At 49.2% G+C, this 19,452-nt stretch carries 13 protein-coding genes; all 13 read right to left on the minus strand.

Going from position 1 to position 19,452, the window contains the following annotated elements; all coding sequences use genetic code 11:
- Positions 1-483: 483 nt before the first annotated feature.
- Positions 484-1,971, minus strand: a complete 1,488-nt coding sequence (locus GGR07_RS09675) for an MBOAT family O-acyltransferase (protein ID WP_394357307.1) — start codon at positions 1,969-1,971, stop codon at positions 484-486.
- 121 nt (positions 1,972-2,092) lie between these two features.
- Positions 2,093-2,992, minus strand: a complete 900-nt coding sequence (locus GGR07_RS09680) for an SGNH/GDSL hydrolase family protein (protein WP_039972718.1) — start codon at positions 2,990-2,992, stop codon at positions 2,093-2,095.
- 388 nt (positions 2,993-3,380) lie between these two features.
- Complete coding sequence (locus tag GGR07_RS09685) at positions 3,381-4,766, minus strand: SGNH/GDSL hydrolase family protein (protein ID WP_034543136.1); 1,386 nt, start codon at positions 4,764-4,766, stop codon at positions 3,381-3,383.
- Positions 4,767-5,487: 721 nt separating this feature from the next.
- Complete coding sequence (locus GGR07_RS09690; protein WP_021645900.1) at positions 5,488-5,781, minus strand: PG0541 family transporter-associated protein; 294 nt, start codon at positions 5,779-5,781, stop codon at positions 5,488-5,490.
- A 28-nt stretch (positions 5,782-5,809) separates the two neighbouring features.
- Complete coding sequence (locus GGR07_RS09695) at positions 5,810-8,953, minus strand: efflux RND transporter permease subunit (RefSeq protein ID WP_034543101.1); 3,144 nt, start codon at positions 8,951-8,953, stop codon at positions 5,810-5,812.
- Between the two features lie 136 nt (positions 8,954-9,089).
- Entirely contained in the window at positions 9,090-10,103 is a 1,014-nt protein-coding gene (locus GGR07_RS09700) for an efflux RND transporter periplasmic adaptor subunit (RefSeq protein WP_034543103.1), read from the minus strand.
- 20 nt (positions 10,104-10,123) lie between these two features.
- Positions 10,124-11,491, minus strand: coding sequence for a TolC family protein (locus GGR07_RS09705; protein ID WP_034543105.1), 1,368 nt, complete (start codon positions 11,489-11,491; stop codon positions 10,124-10,126).
- Between the two features lie 103 nt (positions 11,492-11,594).
- Entirely contained in the window at positions 11,595-12,239 is a 645-nt protein-coding gene (locus GGR07_RS09710) for a TetR/AcrR family transcriptional regulator (protein ID WP_021645896.1), read from the minus strand.
- Between the two features lie 460 nt (positions 12,240-12,699).
- The gene (hutH, locus tag GGR07_RS09715; protein ID WP_021645895.1) at positions 12,700-14,199 is read right to left on the minus strand and encodes a histidine ammonia-lyase; all 1,500 of its coding nucleotides are present in this window, start codon (positions 14,197-14,199) and stop codon (positions 12,700-12,702) included.
- The gene (locus GGR07_RS09720) at positions 14,196-14,825 is read right to left on the minus strand and encodes a cyclodeaminase/cyclohydrolase family protein (protein ID WP_034543106.1); all 630 of its coding nucleotides are present in this window, start codon (positions 14,823-14,825) and stop codon (positions 14,196-14,198) included. Before GGR07_RS09720 ends, hutH begins: the two co-directional genes overlap by 4 nt.
- A 20-nt stretch (positions 14,826-14,845) precedes the next feature.
- Positions 14,846-16,099: an imidazolonepropionase gene (hutI, locus tag GGR07_RS09725; protein WP_034543108.1), complete on the minus strand. Its 1,254-nt coding sequence runs from the start codon at positions 16,097-16,099 to the stop codon at positions 14,846-14,848.
- A gap of 10 nt (positions 16,100-16,109) precedes the next feature.
- On the minus strand, positions 16,110-17,012 hold the full coding sequence (gene ftcD / locus GGR07_RS09730; RefSeq protein ID WP_034543111.1) for a glutamate formimidoyltransferase: 903 nt from the start codon (positions 17,010-17,012) through the stop codon (positions 16,110-16,112).
- A 172-nt stretch (positions 17,013-17,184) separates the two neighbouring features.
- The gene (locus GGR07_RS09735; protein WP_122056666.1) at positions 17,185-19,167 is read right to left on the minus strand and encodes a urocanate hydratase; all 1,983 of its coding nucleotides are present in this window, start codon (positions 19,165-19,167) and stop codon (positions 17,185-17,187) included.
- Positions 19,168-19,452: the final 285 nt, after the last annotated feature.

Raw genomic sequence — 19,452 nt, forward strand, 5'->3', positions numbered from 1 at the left:
AGCCCCGCAGATGAGAAAAGCGCAGCGGACAAGGTTCAGAAGGGAACAAGGACCAACAAAGAGGATATACATTAAACCTCGACAGGAATATCCAAGCACTCATAGCCCTGCATATATGCTACGCTGACGAGAGGTTGTAAATTAAACTATATCAGCAAAGAATGAAGTATTAACTTTGCTGATATAGTTTAATTTACAACCTCAAAACTGCGAACGAAGATAATAACAGTAAACAGTAGAGTAGTCAGGAAGAGCTTGTCCGAGAAAGTCTGCAACCTTTATCATTTATTCATTCTGAATATGGGGTAGTGTAAAATAAACTGTGTCACACATTGTTTTTCTTTAAAAACTCATCGGTCGAAGAGCGACCAGCGCCAAGGAGGAAGGTTGCAAATTGCAGTCCCTGCGACAAACTTAGAGCAGCGCAGCAAAACGAAAGCAGGGAATCATTTCTTGGACAACCTCTCCGGGCATGTTCAAAGATTAAAACTGAAAGTAAATAAACGGCTGTATTTCGGTACTCTGCATCTGAATAACGACATAGATCACCGCCACTACGACTACCGCTTTCCCTATCAGCGGCAAACGAACGACTCCACGTGAGAGGGCATGTTCCCAGCTATCGGGTGCAAAATGAAGCAAGAAGCCGAGCAGCATCAGAGCGAACACACGCCAATATCCTTCAATCAACTGGGGAAGCAATTGCGGACGGAATGCCGTAAAAATCTGCTCCAGCATATTTATCGAGTGTTGGAAATCCGTATTACGAAAGAATATCCAGCAGAAGCAAACAAAATGGAAAGTGATAAAAACGCCTGTACCACGAAGCCATCCGCAGCTTTGCTCACTTTTCTTCCGGCTCATGACAGTTCCCCCGACATTATGCGAATCCGGAGAGACTCCGCAACGCCTTTCAACACTTCGACCCGTAACAGATATCCACACTTTGTGCAAAGCCAAAGCAATGCCGTGGAACATTCCCCAAACGACGAAATTCCAAGAAGCTCCGTGCCACAATCCACCCAGAAACATGGTAATGATCAGATTCAGGTATTGCCGGAACTTTCCCCGCCGGTTGCCTCCTAACGATATATACAGATAGTCGCGTAGCCACGTAGAGAGCGAGATGTGCCAACGGTGCCAGAACTCGGTGATGGAGGCAGACTTATAAGGAGAATCGAAATTGATGTTGAAGTGGAAACCCAACAACAAGGCAATACCGATAGCCATATCGCTATAACCCGAAAAGTCACAATAAATCTGCAAGGCGTAGCCATACACCCCCATCAGGTTCTCTACACCCGAATAGAGTGTCGGGTTATCGAAGATGCGCTCTACGAAGTTGACACTGATATAGTCGGATATGACCGCCTTCTTGAAAAGGCCGGAGACAATGAGGAAGATGCCCCGCCCGAACATCTCCTGCGAGACAAAGAGCGGCTTCCGGATTTGCGGAATGAAATCCCGCGCACGCACAATGGGGCCGGCTACGAGCTGGGGGAAGAAAGAGACGTAAAAAGCGTAATCGAGGAGACTGGATAGCGGCTTGATCTCCTTCCGGTAGACATCGATGGTATAACTGAGCGACTGGAACGTGAAAAACGAAATCCCTACCGGCAGGAAAATATCGAGCGCAGTGAAGCTTCCTCCAGTGAAAGAGGTGATGACTCCTCCCAGAAAGTTGGTGTATTTAAAATAGGCAAGCAACCCCAGATTGATACTCAGACTTGTCGTCACCAATGCCTTACGCTTCCACCCCGTAGCCGTGCGTTCCATACGCTGCGCCAGAAAGAAGTCGGAAACCGTGACGATGGCAAGCAGAAAGAAATACGTGCCACTGCTTTTATAATAAAAATAGTAAGAGAACAACGTAACAAAAAGAATACGTGCCGTAAACCGACGGTTTAGCGTGACGTAAATCGGCAGAAAGGCTGCAAACAGCCACAAGAAGATACCGCTGCTGAATATCATCGGCGCTTGAGGATCGTACACAAGAATATCCTTCAGCCGGCCGAAGTCTACGTCGGGTAGAAGCAACGACTCTAATCCGGCGAATACCGCCGCACACGCACACACTTTGCCGAAACCCATATCAATTGGAAACATAGTCATTATAAGCGCGGATTATAGCTTGAAACAATAAATCTCCCTGCAGGACGTATCCTTCGGGCAGATAATGCACATGGTCGAAGTGCATCATATTCGCCTCCGTCCAGTTAAGGCAAGCCCTGCGTCGTCCGCCGACCACCTCATACATATCCCAGAGCAGTACCTGATGATCGCCCGCGTATCTGCGGATTGTTTCCGCCGCTATTGCAGTGCGGGGATTGATAGCATACGTCCGTTTACGTCTTTTTTTGCGGAAACTGTCGTACGACCCCGGCGGCGTAGTCAATAAGAACGGCACGTCGGGGAGGGCCCGACGTAACAACTGCATCAGCTCATCCATCTGGCGATAATGCACATTGGCGTTATACCGCCGGTTGTGGCTTTCATTCGTACCGAAAGAAACAATAAGCAATTCCGGGCGCAGGGCAGCAATATCGGCTATGCGAACCGGGTGTGTGAATGTGAGAGAAGTAGCCCCGTTCACTCCCATATCTACGTAGGATATAGCTCCGAAGGTTTCTGCCAAGCGTATCCCGGCAGTCTGCGGATAAATATGTCCGCGCACGTGGCTGTCGCCGATGTGAACAATACGTACCGTATCTTCCGACAGCCCTGTATGCACTTGGCGTAAGCGTTCGAGAAAAGGGGTCAGCACAGCGAGACTGTCTACAATTTCATTATGTCCCGTACCACGGAACACATCGGGAAACTTTACCTGTACAGCCACTTTCACAGCCTCGCGGTTCATCAGCTCCTGCAAAGGCTTCATCTTCCTCAAAGGATGCTCCGATGCGGCTGTTTGCGGCAAAGAATCCTGAGCCGCCGCTTCGGACAGTGGAAAGAAGAAAGACAGCAGCACCGCAAGAGACAAAGCCTTCAACAACTGCCTGCCCTCACTTCCGGCAGAAACACCGGAAGGTGAATACTCTATCAGCTGAGACTTTACTCTACCGACAGAAACAACGGAAGGTAAAATCGTCACCGGAAGCAAATACCCTATTAGCCAAGACTTTACTCTACCGACAGAAACAACGAAAGGTGGCAACATTGCCGGAGAGAATCCGAGTGTTACCCATGAAAAGCTAAACGACAACCGCAACAAATCGAATATCGTCCGCAAGAAACTAAATGGCAACCGCGAGAAAGCAAATGGCAATAAAGAAAAGCCGGGCGTCGTCCACGAGAGACCGAACGACAGTCGCGAAAGAACCCTTGTCCGGAAAAGCCTGAAAAGAAATAGCACCGCCGGAGAGAGAATCGGCAAGCGGTATTCAATCGCCTTTCTCATAAGAACGCCTCCTTTCATGCTGTTCTCTCCCGTATATCAACGCTTCATAAAGCAGACCCGCCAGATAATGCCCGCCACGGAAATTGATATGAGTGTAATCATAATTCGCCATCGAAGGTTTGGCATGTACCAGCTTTGCCATACTTCCCTCGCCACCCATGGCTTCGTACATATTCCAGAAAGCGATTCTACTTTCAGCTGCGATATTCTGTTGGTAACGGATCAGGTTTTTCACTCCCGGCATGGTACGAACATCACCGGTTTCGGTCTTATAATTGCGGTCGCCCACGCTCAGCAGAAGAATGCCCGCTTGCGGGAAACAGTTTTTCAAATGCTCGACAGATGCAAGCAGCCCCTTGCGGTATCCGTCATAATTCCGCCCATGCTTGGTAACCACGTTCAGCCCATATTCAAGAATAATCAAATCGTATGGACGCTGCCGGTTAAACTGATGCAACATATTTGCTGATATGCCGCGCAGTGATAACCCGGAACTGCCGCGTAATGAGAAATTATCCAGAACGATCCCCTCTTTACCATCCATCGCAAGACCGTAGAAGAGAGCAGAATCAGCCCGATCTACAGACCAGCGAACGGACCCGATGTTCCCTTCCACCGACACCTGCCGTAATTCGCGAGAAGGAACGCACACGTACTCTTTACTCTGGCCGCGGTTCACACGCACACTCAGAGCCACCGTATCTTTGTTATAAAAGAAGATGGAGGCTTGCCCGCACGTATCCAATAAAGAGGCGTATTTGCTCTGACCACGCAGTTCTACATACGCTCCTTTGCGAGGCACAAAATAATGTCCGGAAACCCCTTGTTTCTTTCTGTCGAAGGAGGATCGATCCGTCACGGCATGGCTCGACCATCCGTCGAACGTATGCCGCACGGTAGGCCGATAGCCGTTGATGGCAGAAGTGATCGTCACAAAGCCCACCCCACATCCGCCAAAACGTTTCTGAAGCATTTCCCGCAGGTCGGCAGTGAAAATATCCGCTTCGATGAAAGAGTCGCCAAACACAGCTATGCGCACATGCCCTCCACTGTCCGACAAGCGATCGATCGCTTCGTAGAAAGGCTTCATTCCACGATAAGTAGAGTCACTGTAATCCTCGATGCAGGTCATACCTGATCGGCAAGTGTCGATAAAAGTCGGCTTCGAGAGCGGTGCCGGAATGACGCTATCCGAATCGACCGCCGTTTCGCCCGGATCAGGCAGCCTCAAATCGGCCAAAAGATCGACACGCCTCAACGAATGCCCACCTATCCGGATCGCAGGCAACCAATGAAGCGCGAACAAGAAAAGAAACACAATCAGCGCCAACCACAACGAGTATGTCAAATAATTTTTCATAATTCCAATATTATTTTGTGTGCCTCGAATAAAGCAGACAGACAAAAGAGAGCGCAAAGATAAGCAAAAGAGAGAAATAAAGAGTTCTCCGGAAATAGAAAATCAGAGTTGAAGCTTTTATGAATCAAAACCTTTTTTTTAGGGCAAACCACCATAAAAGCAGTATTTTACATATCCCAGTAGAAGCTTTGCAGGCAGAAACCGGAGAAGCAGATGACTGCAGGAATTGCTCACCCCACCCGACAGGTATACACGGCGGATATGGTAGGCATATATAGTCAGCACGGTGGGTATATATAGCCACGATGGTGGGTATATATGGTCAGGGTGGTTGAGTATATATGGCCAGCACGGTAGGCATATATGGACAAGAACAATAACCATATATGAACCGTCCGATGGATTTTATTTCAGCCTTTCTTTCCCCCCCCAATTACCGAGAAAGCAATATTCCGATATGGGCGAACATTGTTTTCTTTGGTACATCTCCGATGTGATAACTTCATGCTTATAAAAACCATCTGCCTAAAAAAATCGCGTTTGACTAAAGAAACATTTCTATCCTTCTAAACGCAAAAATCTTTTTAGGCAGAGGTAGCTCCTCCCGTAACGTAAGCTCGGCAAAGATTGCCTGCACTTCGCATTTTTCCTTAAACAGGTTCTATGCGTGCGCATTCTACCAAACGATACTCAAAGAGTTTTGTTTCAGGAGTATCACTCCAAGAGACAATCAAATAGTCCGTTCGATGTTCCACACGAAAGCACGCAAGCCCAATTGCTCCGTCTGCAAATCCATCTTATGCAACACTTCGAGCAACGGCTCTACCTTTTCATCATCCACCACCGTGAGGATGGCAGAGCACATGCCCGGCCATGCGTGGCTGCCGAAGTGCGGGTCGCCGGTGCGGGAACCGCGCCCCTGCACCTTTTCCATATAAGTGAATCCACGGCAATTCAAGCGGTCGAGCAATGCGATGATACGCTCGTAATAAGCTTGGTCGAAGGTTATCAATACTGATTTCATCTTTCTCCTGTACTATTTAGTGACAATACTATGCTTTAGATTCTTCGAAATATGCGTTCAACACTTGTTGATTGCGCAGCTTGCGGCGCTGGTTCCTAATGCCTACCCCTGCAAACACAGAATACAAAGTAGGGATGAGAATCAGTGTCAGCACCGTAGACACGGTAAGCCCGCCGATAACGGCAATGGCCATCGGGCTCCACATTTCGGAACCCTGTCCGCCCCCCACAGCCATCGGTATCATACCGAGCACGGTCGTAGCGGTAGTCATCAATACCGGACGGAGGCGGCTCTTGCCCGATGTGACTACGGCGTTCAGCACCGCCATGCCCCGCTCGCGACAAAGCGAAATATATTCGATAAGCACAATACCGTTCTTTACCACAATACCAATGAGCATGATGGAGCCAAGCAAGCTCATTACACTCAGCGTACTTCCGGTAAAGAACAAAGCCATGAGCACGCCGCTGAACGCAAAAGGCAACGAGAACATGATAATAAACGGATAGGTGAGCGACTCGAACTGGGCAGCCATTACAATAAATACAAGGATAATAATCAGAAGCCCCAACGTACCCAAGTCGCGGAAGGAGTCCTGCTGATCTTCATACGAACCCGCTACCTGAATGCTGACCCCTGCCGGAATATCCATCTTATCGATAATAGCATTTCCTGCTTTCACTACATTTCCTAAAGGAGCGCCGGAGATAATGGCAGAAACAGTCACAATACGCTCCCGGTCTTTACGCTCGATGGTCGGCGGCGCAAAACGTTCGACCACTTTGCCCAAATCCTTCACGCGAACCGGCTCTCCCCTGCTGTTGTAAATCAGGATGTTTTCAATATCCTCCAGAGTTGTACGGAATTCGGGAGCGTTGCGTACTTTAATATCATACTCTTCACCGTCTTCACGGTATTTCGAAGCTACCGACCCATTAATACGGTTGCGTACGGCCATACCGGCAGTCGACAAGTTCAACCCGTGCATGGCTAGTTTCTCACGGTCGAAGTCCACCTGATATTCCGGCAGATAGTCGCTCCGGCTGATGTTCACCTCAGACACGCCTTTCACTTGCAGCAATGCACGCTTCAGACGGGCCGACACGCTATCAGTCATAGCCATGTCGTAACCATACACTTCGAAATCGGCGCTTGCCTGTGCAGCCATACCCGAATTGCTTCCTCCCAGAATCACCCGCGCCTTGTCCAACTCCGGATAAGCCTTCAGGTCTTCACGCATCTCATCGCATACTTGCTCCAAAGTAATGTCGCGCTCGCCCGGATCGACCAGACGCATATTGAAAGAGATGATATGCGAACCGTTGGATTGCATCGAAGCCCACGTATTGTCCGAATCGGCCTGCCCCACCGTGTAGTTGCAGACTACCAATATACCTTCATACTTTGTGAGCCATTGCTTCGTCAGCCTCTCGGCAAGTTCTTGCGCCATCTCCTTCCGTGCCCCGACAGGCAATTCCAGATTGATCGAGATACGTGCATTGTCCTGAGCCGGGAAAAATTCCGTACCAATGCCTTTCATACTGAACAAGCTCAGTACGAAGAAAGCAATACAACCCATAATGACAACGGTCCGGTGACGCACCGCCCAGTTCAGCATTTTCGCATATCCGGTATCCAACTTATCCAGTGCCTTTTCTACGGGAGTAAAAAACAAGGTGAAGAGTCTGGTTTGCTTCTTTTGCAGGCGAAGCAACTGCGAACAGAGCATCGGTGTGAGCGACAGCGCCGACATAGTAGAAACCAGCATGATGACACACATCATCCAGCCCAATTGCTTGAAAAGCACTCCCGACATGCCGCTGACCATTGTCAGAGGGAAGAATACGGCAATCATCGTCAGCGTAGAAGCGACAACGGAGATAGCCACCTCGTTCGTGCCATGTATGGCAGCCTGCTTCGGATCCGAACCACGTTCTATATGGGTGGTCACATTCTCAAGCACTACAATCGCATCGTCCACCACCATACCGATAGCAATGGAAAGAGAAGAAAGCGAAATGATGTTGATCGAGTTTCCGGTTATTGCCAGATAGATAAAAGAAGCAATGAGCGAAAGCGGAATAGTGATACAGATAATCAGCGTAGCCCGCCACCTTCCCAAGAAAAGGAAAACAACCAGTACCACGAACAGCAACGCGTACATCACCGTTTCCGCCAAGCTGTCGATGGTATTCAAAATGTTATCGGACGTATCGACAATCATTCCCAGCTTCACATCGCTCGGCAAGCTTTTCTGCAAACGGGGCAGAACTTCCGCCACTTTCTTGGATATATCTACCGAATTGGCTCCCGACTGCTTCTGAATAACAATCATCGCACCCTTCACGCCATTGTTATAGGTTTCTTGTGCCCGCTCTTTTACCGTGTCGGCAACTTTCGCTACATCACGCAAAAAAACATTGGCCCCATTATGCGTACCTACTACAATATTCTCCAACTGACGGGCATCTTTAAACTCACCTTCCACACGTAACGAATAAGTGTCGCTTCCAATATCGAAATTACCCCCCGGAATATTCTTGTTCTCCGCGCCGATAACGGCACTGATCGATTCCACAGTCAGCCGGTAGGCTTCCAGCTTATTCGGGTCGCAATATACCTGAATCTCACGTTTTGGCGCACCGCTGATGGACACTGTTCCTACTCCCGGGATACGCGCTAACGGGTTCACGACACGGTCGTCCAAGATTTTATAAAGCGCTGCCTGACTTTCATTGGCCTGCACCGACAGAATCACAATCGGGATCATGTCCGTACTGAACTTGAAAATAACCGGATTGTCTACCGCATCAGGAAGTTGGGAGCGCACCATATCGAGCTTATCACGCACATCGTTGGTGATCACATCAATATCGTTGCCAAACTCGAACTCCAGTGTGATGAGCGACATGTTCTCCGAAGAACGGGACATGATATGTTTCAGGTTGCTCACCGAGTTCAAGCTATTCTCCAACGGGCGTGTCACGTTATTCTCTATATCCGAAGCGCTTGCTCCCGGATAAGCAGTCAGCACCATAATCGTATTCGTATCTATGTCAGGATACAAGTCGATAGGCAACTTAGATAAAGAGAAAAGACCAAATATCACCACTGCCAGAAAGCAGAGCGAGGTCATAATCGGCTTTTTAACCGCACCTTCGTATAAACTCATTTCTTCTATAATTAAATTGTTGGCAATAAGTTGTCGGCCATTCCACAATCGGGACAATGACGTCCGGCAACGTTACCGACAAGCTGTCGCAATTGTCCCGATTATTTATCCGGGCCTCATCACTTATTGTCGTTTTTTATTTTTCCACTTCTACCTCAGTGCCATTTACCAGACGGGACTGACCGGCGATAACAACCAGAGAGTTATCAGGCACACCCGATTTCAACTCATATTCGTCTCCCAAACGTCTGCCTAACTCCACTTTGTTGTAAAAGACTTTGCCATCTTTATAAACATACACATAACGGTCGCCTGAGCCGGCCTGCTTAATAATGGCTAAATCAGGAACCACTACGTGATTCTCCGTAGCAAAGTTCAGCGTCGCGCGGGCAAACATACCCGGGCGTACACGCTGGTCGCGGTTGTCGAGCTTTATCTCTACCTGAAACGTACGGGTGGACGGGTTGACGGTAGGATATACCAGACTGACTACGCCCTTGAATATCTCTCTCCCATATACATCCAGTTTTACGTCTACCTGCGCTCCCTTCTTTACTTGTGTGAAATAAGACTCAGACACATTGATCAAAAGTTTAACGGGAGTAATCTGCTCTACCACCAGCACAGGAACACCACCTCCGTACATATCTCCGTTATCGTAATTTCGGGCAGTCACCACACCGCTGATAGGGCTTAAGAGAGCAGTATTGTCCTGCAGATTCCTATAAGCGGTTTGCTTTATGTCGAGCTGCATCTTTGCGGCATCCCATTCCGACTTAGACGCTCCGCCCACTTTATAAAGTTCGTCGATACGCTTGAATTCCGTTTCCTGATTGTCCAACTGCAACTTTACTTGCTTCAGATTAGCCGGATCCATCTGTACCAGCTTCTGCCCTTTCACTACCCGGCTGCCTACCTCTACCAAAATACGGTCGATACGTACAGGAGAAGAAGGAGAGATGTTGTTTTTCACTTCGGCTTCTACCGTGGCGGTATATTCCTGCGTCTGCTCTACGGGGCGGGCAGTCACGGCAGCCAACTTGACTCTTGGTTTCTCGTCTGTTTTCACAGCAACCTTATCTTTTGCACCTGTACACGAACCGAGCCATACAGAAAGCAACAAGATTACGATTTGAATACTTCTTTTCATATTTCGTCAATTGTATGTTCTTAATTATATACCTGTTCTTTCCCCAAAACCTGATCCAAGTCTGCCTTGGCACTCAGATAGTCGAAGATAGACTGATTGTACGTGAGCTGCGCCTGAGTGAGCGAAACCTGCGAGCTGTTCAGTTCCAATACCGTTCCTTTGCCGACTTCGTAGCGCTTGTCGGCAATTTCCACCGCCTTTTCCGCCTGCCGCACATTCTCCTTGTTACTCGCCACTTGTTCGGAGCTGGCGGCCATACTGTTGCGATAGCCGGTTGCCTGCATATTCAGTTTCCGTTCCGTATCAACACGATTCCAGTCGAGCTGGCGCATCTGAATACGTGCTGATTTCAATTTCGTAAAGTTAGCGGCTTTATACAAAGGAATGCTTACATTGAACATCAGAGAAGAGCTGTTGGTCCAATTATAATCGAAAAAGTTGATATTCGAATTATAAAGAGACTGGTACTTGTATGAAAAGCTCACCGACAAAGTTGGCATGAAGTTCGTTTTCAACGACTGAATACTTCTTTGCAGCAACTTCTTGTTCAGGTCGAATTGTTTCAGGCTTGTATTGTTCTCCAATGCGGTTTCCGTTACGCTCAACCGATCGCCAAACAACATCGCCTCATAATTGGCCAGATTATCGTTGATCTGTATATCTACATCAGCAGTGATTCCCATCAAAACTTTCAACTGCAATTTCGCTAAAGTTATCGCATTGCCTGCTGCAATCACATTCGGTTTTATACTGCGCATCTGTACCTCCGCACTGATTTTGTCGAACTCGCTGACAGCTCCTTGCTGATATTTTGCATTGACGATATCGAATTTCTCTTCCGCCAGTCTGTAACTGCCCTGAAGTACTTCATAGCTGTCTTGCGCCAACATCAACTGATAAAAAGCTTTGGTCACCTGATTCACCAGACTCAGTCTGGAAGCGCGTGACTTCTCTACCGCCAGCTCGATGTCAGCCTTCGTCATCGACATAGCTTTGTACACAGCCGGAGCGAACAAGGGCAGGTTGATGTTTAAAGCAGCGTTAGCAGTATTGCTCCCGTCTTTTCCCATCTTAAACGACATATCGTTCAGTTTCATTTCGGCGGCTTTGATCGTATGGTCTAAAACACCGCCCATACTTACTTCAGGCAACAAGTACTGCCAAGCCTCTTTAGCAGCTACCTTCTTCAAAGCAATCTCCTCGTCCGCCGCTTTGATGGTGGGATTTTCATCCAATGCTATCTGTAAAGCCCTCTCAAGCGTCAGATTCAAAAGACTCCGTACATTTGAATTTTCCTGTGCCTTTGCAAGACTGCATGAGCCAAGCATTACCGCAATCAGAAGTACTTTTCTCGCCATCAAAATTTTCATCTTATCCCATACACTCATATTCTTATGATTTTAGCAAAAAAATTATAATAAAATAGGAGAATAGAACTCATCTCTTCTGGATTAATTCTCTAATACTTACTCCCGACATCCATTCAGGGCTCTACCCTATCCGACCCTTCCGGTATTCCTGTATAAAATCTTCGAGCATACTCGCGCCTTTTTCAGTAGAAATACCCCGTAAATAAGTGAACATGATAGATTCATACACTTCGATAAAAGGATATTCATTGCAGATGTCCGTATTCAGCAATACATCAAACTGGCTGCGCACCAACAGATTGACTATCCCGAAATTAACATCACCCCTAAAAAGCCCTTGTTCTACGCCGGATTTGAAAAAAGAGAGTACTTTCTCCGAATCAGTGTCATGCCTGTTTTTCACGATAGCATATATCTTCGGATATTTTTTCATATCCTCAAAAAAACGTTTGTTCGTTTTGTGAAAAATCTCTATATGTCTTTGAAATACAGCAAGTATAACCTCCAACACATTGCCCGATTGGGCATAAACTTCCTCCACATAAGAATCTCCTTCAGCCTGTTTTTTCAACACACATGCTTCCAGCAGCGATTCTTTATCTGCAAAAACTTCATAGAGCGTGCGTTTGGAGATACCTAAAGAGGCCGCCACGTCATCCATCGTGATGCATCTGATTCCGTTGGCAGAGAAGGCTTCCATCGCAGTCAATATGATACGCTCTCTTAATTCGGCTCTTTGCGAAGTTTCTTTTTCGTACTCTATCATTACTATTATAACTGATTATCTATTCGATCCTTTATTGAGTTCATTTTTTTATATGAAAAGTGCGACAAAGATAAATAGAAAACTTAAATCATTAGTTAAGTTTCCAACTATTTTTATCGCGTTTGATAAAAATTATCAATCAGTACGTTGGATTTCAAAGAAGTGTTAACAAAAAGAAGACAAAACAAAGATTGATTCATTGCCAGAATGAGAAAAAGAACTTCTTCTAATGACCAATTTTTGAGAGAAAGAGAGAAAGAGAGAAAGAGAGAAAAGCAACACGCTAACAACAAGCATAAATTCCGGACCGACGTATAAGTCCAACAAGGTGATATCTTAAAAAGTACCGCTTCTGCCCGACCGAACAGGCGTAAAGCGGTACTTTTGCAATGTAGCCACAAATTTCAGTTTTCAAGCGACTATCGAATGATTAGATGCATTCCTCAGACATCAATAACAATCAATCATCCAGTTGAGTTCTTTTCAGGAAAGCGACGGTCTTATGTATTTCCTTGTACATTACAATGTCGTCTTTCACAAAAGGAACTTCCTTACGGTAAGCATGCAGGAAGCGTTCCAGCACAGGAGAGGTTTTCAGCGGACGACGAAAATCGATGCCTTGTGCCGCATTCATCAGTTCCACAGCCAATATATGCTCGAGATTATCCATTACTTTATAAAGTTTCGTGGCTGCATTGGCGCCCATACTGACATGATCTTCCTGCCCGTTGGACGAAACGATGGAGTCACTCGAAGCAGGATAACAGTACATCTTATTCTGGCTGACCATGGAGGCTGCGGCATATTGAGGAATCATGAAGCCGGAGTTCAATCCCGGATTCGCCACCAGAAATTCAGGCAGCCCCCGAAGCCCCATAATCAATTGAGCCACTCTTCGTTCGGAGATGTTTCCCAATTCCGCCAATGCGATGGCAAGGAAATCGTAAGAAATGGCAAGCGGCTGCCCGTGGAAGTTACCGCCGGAAATAATCAGATCTTCGTCGGGGAAGATGGTGGGATTGTCCGTCACCGAATTAATCTCGGTCAGCAATACCGACGAAACGTAGCGGATAGCGTCTTTCGTCGCTCCGTGCACCTGCGGGATGCAACGGAAAGAGTACGGATCTTGCACATGCTTCTTCGGACGCTTGATGATTTCGCTCCCTTCGAGCAGTTTACGGAATTCCGCTCCCGTTTCTATCTGCCCCTGATGGGGACGCATCTGCTGAATACAATCCATAAACGGATCGATGCGCCCGTCGAAAGCCTCCAGCGAAAGCGCTCCGATCAAATCGGCCTTGCGCGACAGACGGAAAGCTCTGAGCATGGCGAACACTCCGTTGGCACTCATAAACTGTGTGCCGTTGAGCAAAGCCAAGCCCTCCTTGCTCATCAGCTTCACGGGTTCCCACCCGAACTCATCGAGCACGCTGATGGCTTCGCGCTTCTTACCTTTATAATATACATCGCCTACGCCGATCAACGGCAGAAACAGATTGGCAAGCGGAGCCAGATCGCCCGAAGCTCCGAGTGAACCGCGATCGTAGACAATGGGCATCACATCGTTGTTGAAAAAGTCGAGAATGCGCTGAACGGTGATGAGCTGCACACCGCTGTGTCCCAACGAAAGGGCGTGCGCCTTGAGCAGCATCATCAGCTTGATAATGACCGGACTGATCTCTTCGCCCACGCTGCAAGCATGGCTTTTAATCAGGTTCTCCTGAAGAGTCCCCAGTTCGTCCGGCGAAATATTCTTGTTGCACAGCGAGCCGAATCCGGTCGTAATGCCATACAAAGGCTCTTTCGACGAAACGGTTTTCCGGTCGAGGTAATCACGGCATTTCTGAATGCGGAGCTTGGCCTCGGGAGCCAGCTCGAGCTTTAAATTCTCATTGACAATCCGTTCGATGATTTCGAAGGTCAGATCTCCGGAACCGACTTGATAGACATTGGCACTCATACGCGTAAATCTTGGTTAACGGCATCCAACAACTCTTTTTCCCGTTCGCGAACAGTCTGCTCCATCCGGTCGGCCTCTGCCTGCAAAGATGACGCAAACTCTTTATCTTTCAATCCGCCCAGATTGATGCGCACATTAAGTAACGCGCCCAACACCGCATTGCGGGCAGACATCATCGCCACACAAGCGTCCGTCACGGCATTGCGGTTTCCCAGGCGAGCCACATCGGCTATCACCGGCATCATTTCCAAAGCTTTGCGGGCAACCTCCATCGGAACAAGAGCTGCGTGCTTCGTTGCCTCCTGAATGGCGGCACTCCTTGCCGCCTTCTCTTCGTCGGTGTTTTTGGGCATCTTGAAGCAAGCAAACACTTTATCATACGCTTCCGAATCTTTATCAATCAGACCGACGAACTCCTGCAACCGCTGCGCGGTGGTTTCCCGCGCGTGCAACATTATTTCCTCATGGTCTTCATAGCCCTTCTTGCCGATTGTCAGATTGGCCACCATCGTGGCAAGCGCCGAAGCCAATGCCCCGCTCAGAGCGGCGACGCTTCCACCTCCGGGAACGGGGTCGCTGCCGGCTACTTTATCTAAGAAATCTTTTACGGTTAATTCTACTAACATGGTATTAAGTTTTTAGTTAATCAATTTACAGGATATAGCACTCCTTCCTTTATTGTCATCGCCACGGAATTCATACCTATATAATAAGGTAGAACGTGGTAGTTGTCCGAATTCAGAACGACGAAATCGCCCTGTTTGCCCACTTCGATACTTCCGATGCGATGGGCGCGATTCAAAGCAGCGGCACCGTTCAGCGTGAGGGCGGTAATCGTCTCTTCGATGCTGAGATTCATGTAAATGCAAGCAAGCGCGATGGTCAGCGGTATGGAGCCGGAAAAGCAACTTCCCGGATTCAGATCGGTAGCAAGCGCTACGGCACAACCGGCATCGATCATTTCGCGACCGCGCGCATAGGGTTCTTTCAGCGCGAATGCAGTCAGCGGCAACAACGTGGCAACCACACCCGCCTCCGCCATTGCCCGAATGCCGGCATCGGATGCCTGAAGCAAATGGTCGGCCGACAAAGCGCCCAGTTCGGCAGCCAGCTCGGCTCCGCCAAAAGAGACAATCTCGTCGGCATGAAGTTTCAGCAGGAAGCCTTTCTCTTTGGCAGCCGAAAGCAAGCGGCGCGACTGCTCTACAGAGAATACGCCTTTCTCGCAGAACACATCGCAGCATTCCGCCAAGTCATCTTTGCGGATAAGCGGAAGCATCTCATCGATCAAGAAGTCGATGTACTCGTCGCCACGCCCTTTATACTCCTCGGGAAGTGCGTGAGCGCCCAGAAAGGTAGATACAATATCCACCCGCTTATGCTCCGAATTGTTCAGGCTGCGCATCACTTTAAGCTGGAGCAGCTCGGTGTCGCGATCCAAGCCGTATCCGCTTTTCCCTTCCACCGTGGTCACCCCCATGGCGCTCATCTTCTTCAGAAAGCCTTCGGCTGCGGAACGGAGCTTGAGAAAGTTAAGCGCGCGCGTAGCTTTTACGGTACTGGCAATTCCGCCTCCGCGCTGCATGATAGACATGTAGCTTTCGCCTTTCAAACGCCAGGAGAATTCTTCGGAACGTTCGCCGCCAAATACAAAATGCGTATGCGAGTCGACAAAGCCGGGCAACACACAATGCCCCCGGGCATTGTAATGCCAGTAGTGCTGGTAGTAGCCGTCGCGCGACTCCCCGCGATTCTCGCCTACGTAAGTGATGATACCATCGGTCACCTCCACCGTTCCGTTTTCGATAATGCGCAGTTGCGACATTTCCGCACCGCGACGCGCCGTAAATCCTGTCGGTGTCACGATGCGGGCATTGAATATAATCAGATTTTCACTCATACGCCGTTTTTTATTCCATGATACGTGCTTCGAGAACCTGCTGCATGGAGAAGTTCTCCAATCCGAGATAGTACGATGCCGTGTCGATCAACGCCTCCATCGGTACCAGTCCGATAATTTCGCTTCCCACGATACTCACTCCGTAGCGGCGGGCTTCGATGCGTGTAAGCTCGAAAGCCCGGTAAAGCGCGGTGCGGGTATAGTCGGTCATGTTGATGGAAACCTGCGTGATGTTCCGCTCTTTCAGTTCCACCCCCATCGCTTTCACAAAACGCAACCCGCCGTTGATGTGACGGATGTTTTTGGCAATGCGGCTGGCAATCTCCAGATCGGGAGTATTCAGGTTGATGTTGTAGGCCACCAGCGGCATGCGTGCCCCGATAGCCACTGTTCCTGCCGTAGGATGCCGTTCGGCTGGGCCGAAGTCGGGCGCCCATTCGGGAAGCTTTATCTTCTCCGCCATGCCTTCGAACTCCCCTTTGCGCACTGTGGCAAGATTTTCACGGTAAGGAGCCGAAGCCGACTTTTCATACAGGAAGACCGGAAGATTATAAAGCCGGGCAACCTGCTCCGCCACCTCTTTCGAAAGAGCGATGGCTTCTTCCATCGTGACGTTTTTAATCGGAATAAAAGGCACTACATCTACCGCTCCCATGCGGGGATGCTGTCCCTGATGCTTGTTCAGGTCTATCAGACGAACGGCTATGCCGATGGCTTCCACCACCGCATCGCGCAAAGCTTCCGGTTCGCCTACCAGAGTCACCACCAGCCGGTTGTGATCTTCGTCGTTGCTATAGTCGAGCAACTTCACGCCGCTCTTTCCCCGGAACGGAGATACAATCTGATCTATTTTCGCCAAGTCGCGTCCCTCGCTGAAGTTGGGCACGCATTCTACAATCTTATTCCAATTCATGTCTTTAAGTTATTAGTTTAATTCGTTTACAGGTTTCAAAATATCTATAAATCGCCGGACTTGTACATATCCAAACGAAGGCGTCAAGCATAAGACGAAACACAAGCAGAGACCCCGCGCTTTGCCGGGCGGCAGTTCCCTGCGGATATGCCGCGCAAGCCTGCGGCGACAATCACTTCAACAGCCGTTCTATCAGCTTTTCATCCGCCAGATAGGGCATCGTGATACGGTAGCCTTCAGAATGCGAACGGTTGAAAGCGTCGGTAGTCTCCATCGCATGTTCGTTTCGTGCCCACGAACGGCGCGCCACTCCTCCCATCACATCCCACAACATGGACGAACGGAGAATTTCGTCTACCCGTTCGCTGCCGTCGCACACCATGCCGAACCCGCCGTTCACCGCCTTGCCGATGCCTACGCCGCCACCGTTGTGCAAAGCCACGAGGCTCATTCCGCGCGCGCAGTTGCCGGCGAAACATTGCACAGCCATATCCGCCATCACGTTGCTTCCGTCTTTTATATTCGATGTCTCGCGGAAGGGAGAGTCCGTGCCGCTCACATCGTGGTGGTCGCGGCCCAGCATGATGGGGCCTACCTCGCCCTTGCGCACCATCTCATTGAAACGCAAGGCGATGTTCATTCTTCCCACCGCATCCTGATAAAGGATGCGCGCCTGCGTGCCGACAACCAGCCGGTTCTTCTCGGCATCCCGTATCCAGTTATAGTTATCCATATCCTGTCCGCGGCGGTTCACGTCGATACACTCCATCGCCGCCCGGTCGGTCTTGATCAGGTCTTCATGCTTTCCGCTAAGGCAAACCCAACGGAAGGGGCCGTATCCGTAGTCGAACAGTTCGGGCCCCATAATATCTTCTACATAGCTGGGCCAGATAAAGCCGTCTTTCTCGTCTGTGCCGTTGCGCGAAATCTCCTTCACGCCCGCATCGTACATGGCCTTCATGAACGAATTGCCGTAATCGAAGAAGTAAGTGCCGCGCGCCACGAGCTTGCGAATCACTTCAAAGTGCCTGCGCAGGGAGATGTCCACCAGCTTCCTGAACTCCTCCGGCGACTCGTGCAACAAGCGTGTGCGCTCGTCGAATGTCAGTCCGGCGGGACAGTATCCGCCTTCATATACGGCATGGCAGGAAGTCTGGTCGGAAAGCAGCTCGATATGAATGCCTTTCTGTTCGGCATACTCCAACAGGTCCACCACATTGCCATGATAAGCGATGGAGCAGGGTTCCCGTTTTTCCAAAGCCGCTTGCGCCATCCGGAAAGCTTCCGGCAAACTCTCTGTGACGTGCCCCACCCAGCCCTGATTATAACGGGTTTCGATACGCGACGAGTCGACTTCGGCAATGATACATGCCGCTCCTGCGATTTCCGCCGCCTTGGGTTGCGCGCCGCTCATGCCGCCCAGTCCGGAGGAGACGAAGAAATGCCCGCGCAAGTCTTCGTTTTGGGGGATTCCCAGCTTCATCCTTCCGGCATTCAGCAGCGTATTGAATGTACCGTGCACGATGCCTTGCGGACCGATATACATCCATCCGCCGGCAGTCATCTGTCCGTAATTGGCAACACCCATTTGAGCCGCGACATGCCAGTCGTGCTGATTGTCGAACATGCCCACCATCATCGAATTGGTGATGATAACCCTCGGCGCGTCGGGACGCGAACGGAACAAACCCAGCGGATGTCCCGATTCGATTACCAGCGTTTGGTCTTGGGTAAGCTCTTCCAGATATTGCATGATGAGGCGATATTGCATCCAGTTCTGGCAAACCTGTCCGGTTTCTCCGTAAGTGACCAGTTCGTAGGGATAAAGGGCGATATCGAAGCAGAGGTTGTTGTCGATCATCACCTGAAAGGCTTTTCCCTCGATGCAGCGTCCGCGATATTCGTCGATGGGTTTCGCTTTCAAATCGCCTGCGGGACGGAAGCGGTATCCGTAGATCCGCCCGCGCGTGCGTAGTTCTTCCAGAAATTCCGGAGCCAATTGTTCGTGCCATTCCGTAGGAATGTATCGCAATGCGTTTTTCAGGGCTGTAGCCGTTTGCGACGGGATAAGCGTATACCCGCGATCGGGAGCCCTCCGAATACCTTCTGCAAAATCAGGGTATACGGGAAGTGTGTCGCAAATAGTCTTGTTCATCATAACTTAGGATTAAGATTGCAAACTGTAAGCAATTTCATTTGATAACTCCCGCAATATAGAGAAAAAAGAAGAAAAGAGAAAAGAATCGGGATAAAAAGATTGGCATAAAGGCAAAAAAAGGATCGGAGGAACGACAGGCAACGGCTGCGCAGGCAAAACCGAAGACAAACATTCTGAAACAGATATACCTGCCGTGCAGAATGTATATATACCCGCCACAACGGTCGTGCATAGCCATCATGTGAATATATATAGTTGCCGCACGAAGCACATATGACCAAT

The sequence above is a fragment of the Bacteroides pyogenes genome (genome assembly GCF_014196225.1).
Classification (GTDB): Bacteria; Bacteroidota; Bacteroidia; order Bacteroidales; family Bacteroidaceae; genus Bacteroides; species Bacteroides pyogenes_A.

Bases quoted from the DNA above. Each gene is read 5' to 3' on its own strand.
- GGR07_RS09690 (WP_021645900.1), bottom strand. From the start codon at position 5,781: ATGAAATCAGTATTGATAACCTTCGACCAAGCTTATTACGAGCGTATC.
- GGR07_RS09695 (WP_034543101.1), bottom strand. From the start codon at position 8,953: ATGAGTTTATACGAAGGTGCGGTTAAAAAGCCGATTATGACCTCGCTC.
- hutI (WP_034543108.1), bottom strand. From the start codon at position 16,099: ATGAGTGAAAATCTGATTATATTCAATGCCCGCATCGTGACACCGACA.
- GGR07_RS09675 (WP_394357307.1), bottom strand. From the start codon at position 1,971: ATGATATTCAGCAGCGGTATCTTCTTGTGGCTGTTTGCAGCCTTTCTG.
- GGR07_RS09710 (WP_021645896.1), bottom strand. From the start codon at position 12,239: ATGATAGAGTACGAAAAAGAAACTTCGCAAAGAGCCGAATTAAGAGAG.
- ftcD (WP_034543111.1), bottom strand. From the start codon at position 17,012: ATGAATTGGAATAAGATTGTAGAATGCGTGCCCAACTTCAGCGAGGGA.
- GGR07_RS09720 (WP_034543106.1), bottom strand. From the start codon at position 14,825: ATGTTAGTAGAATTAACCGTAAAAGATTTCTTAGATAAAGTAGCCGGC.
- GGR07_RS09700 (WP_034543103.1), bottom strand. From the start codon at position 10,103: ATGAAAAGAAGTATTCAAATCGTAATCTTGTTGCTTTCTGTATGGCTC.
- hutH (WP_021645895.1), bottom strand. From the start codon at position 14,199: ATGAGTGCCAATGTCTATCAAGTCGGTTCCGGAGATCTGACCTTCGAA.
- GGR07_RS09735 (WP_122056666.1), bottom strand. From the start codon at position 19,167: ATGAACAAGACTATTTGCGACACACTTCCCGTATACCCTGATTTTGCA.
- GGR07_RS09705 (WP_034543105.1), bottom strand. From the start codon at position 11,491: ATGAGTGTATGGGATAAGATGAAAATTTTGATGGCGAGAAAAGTACTT.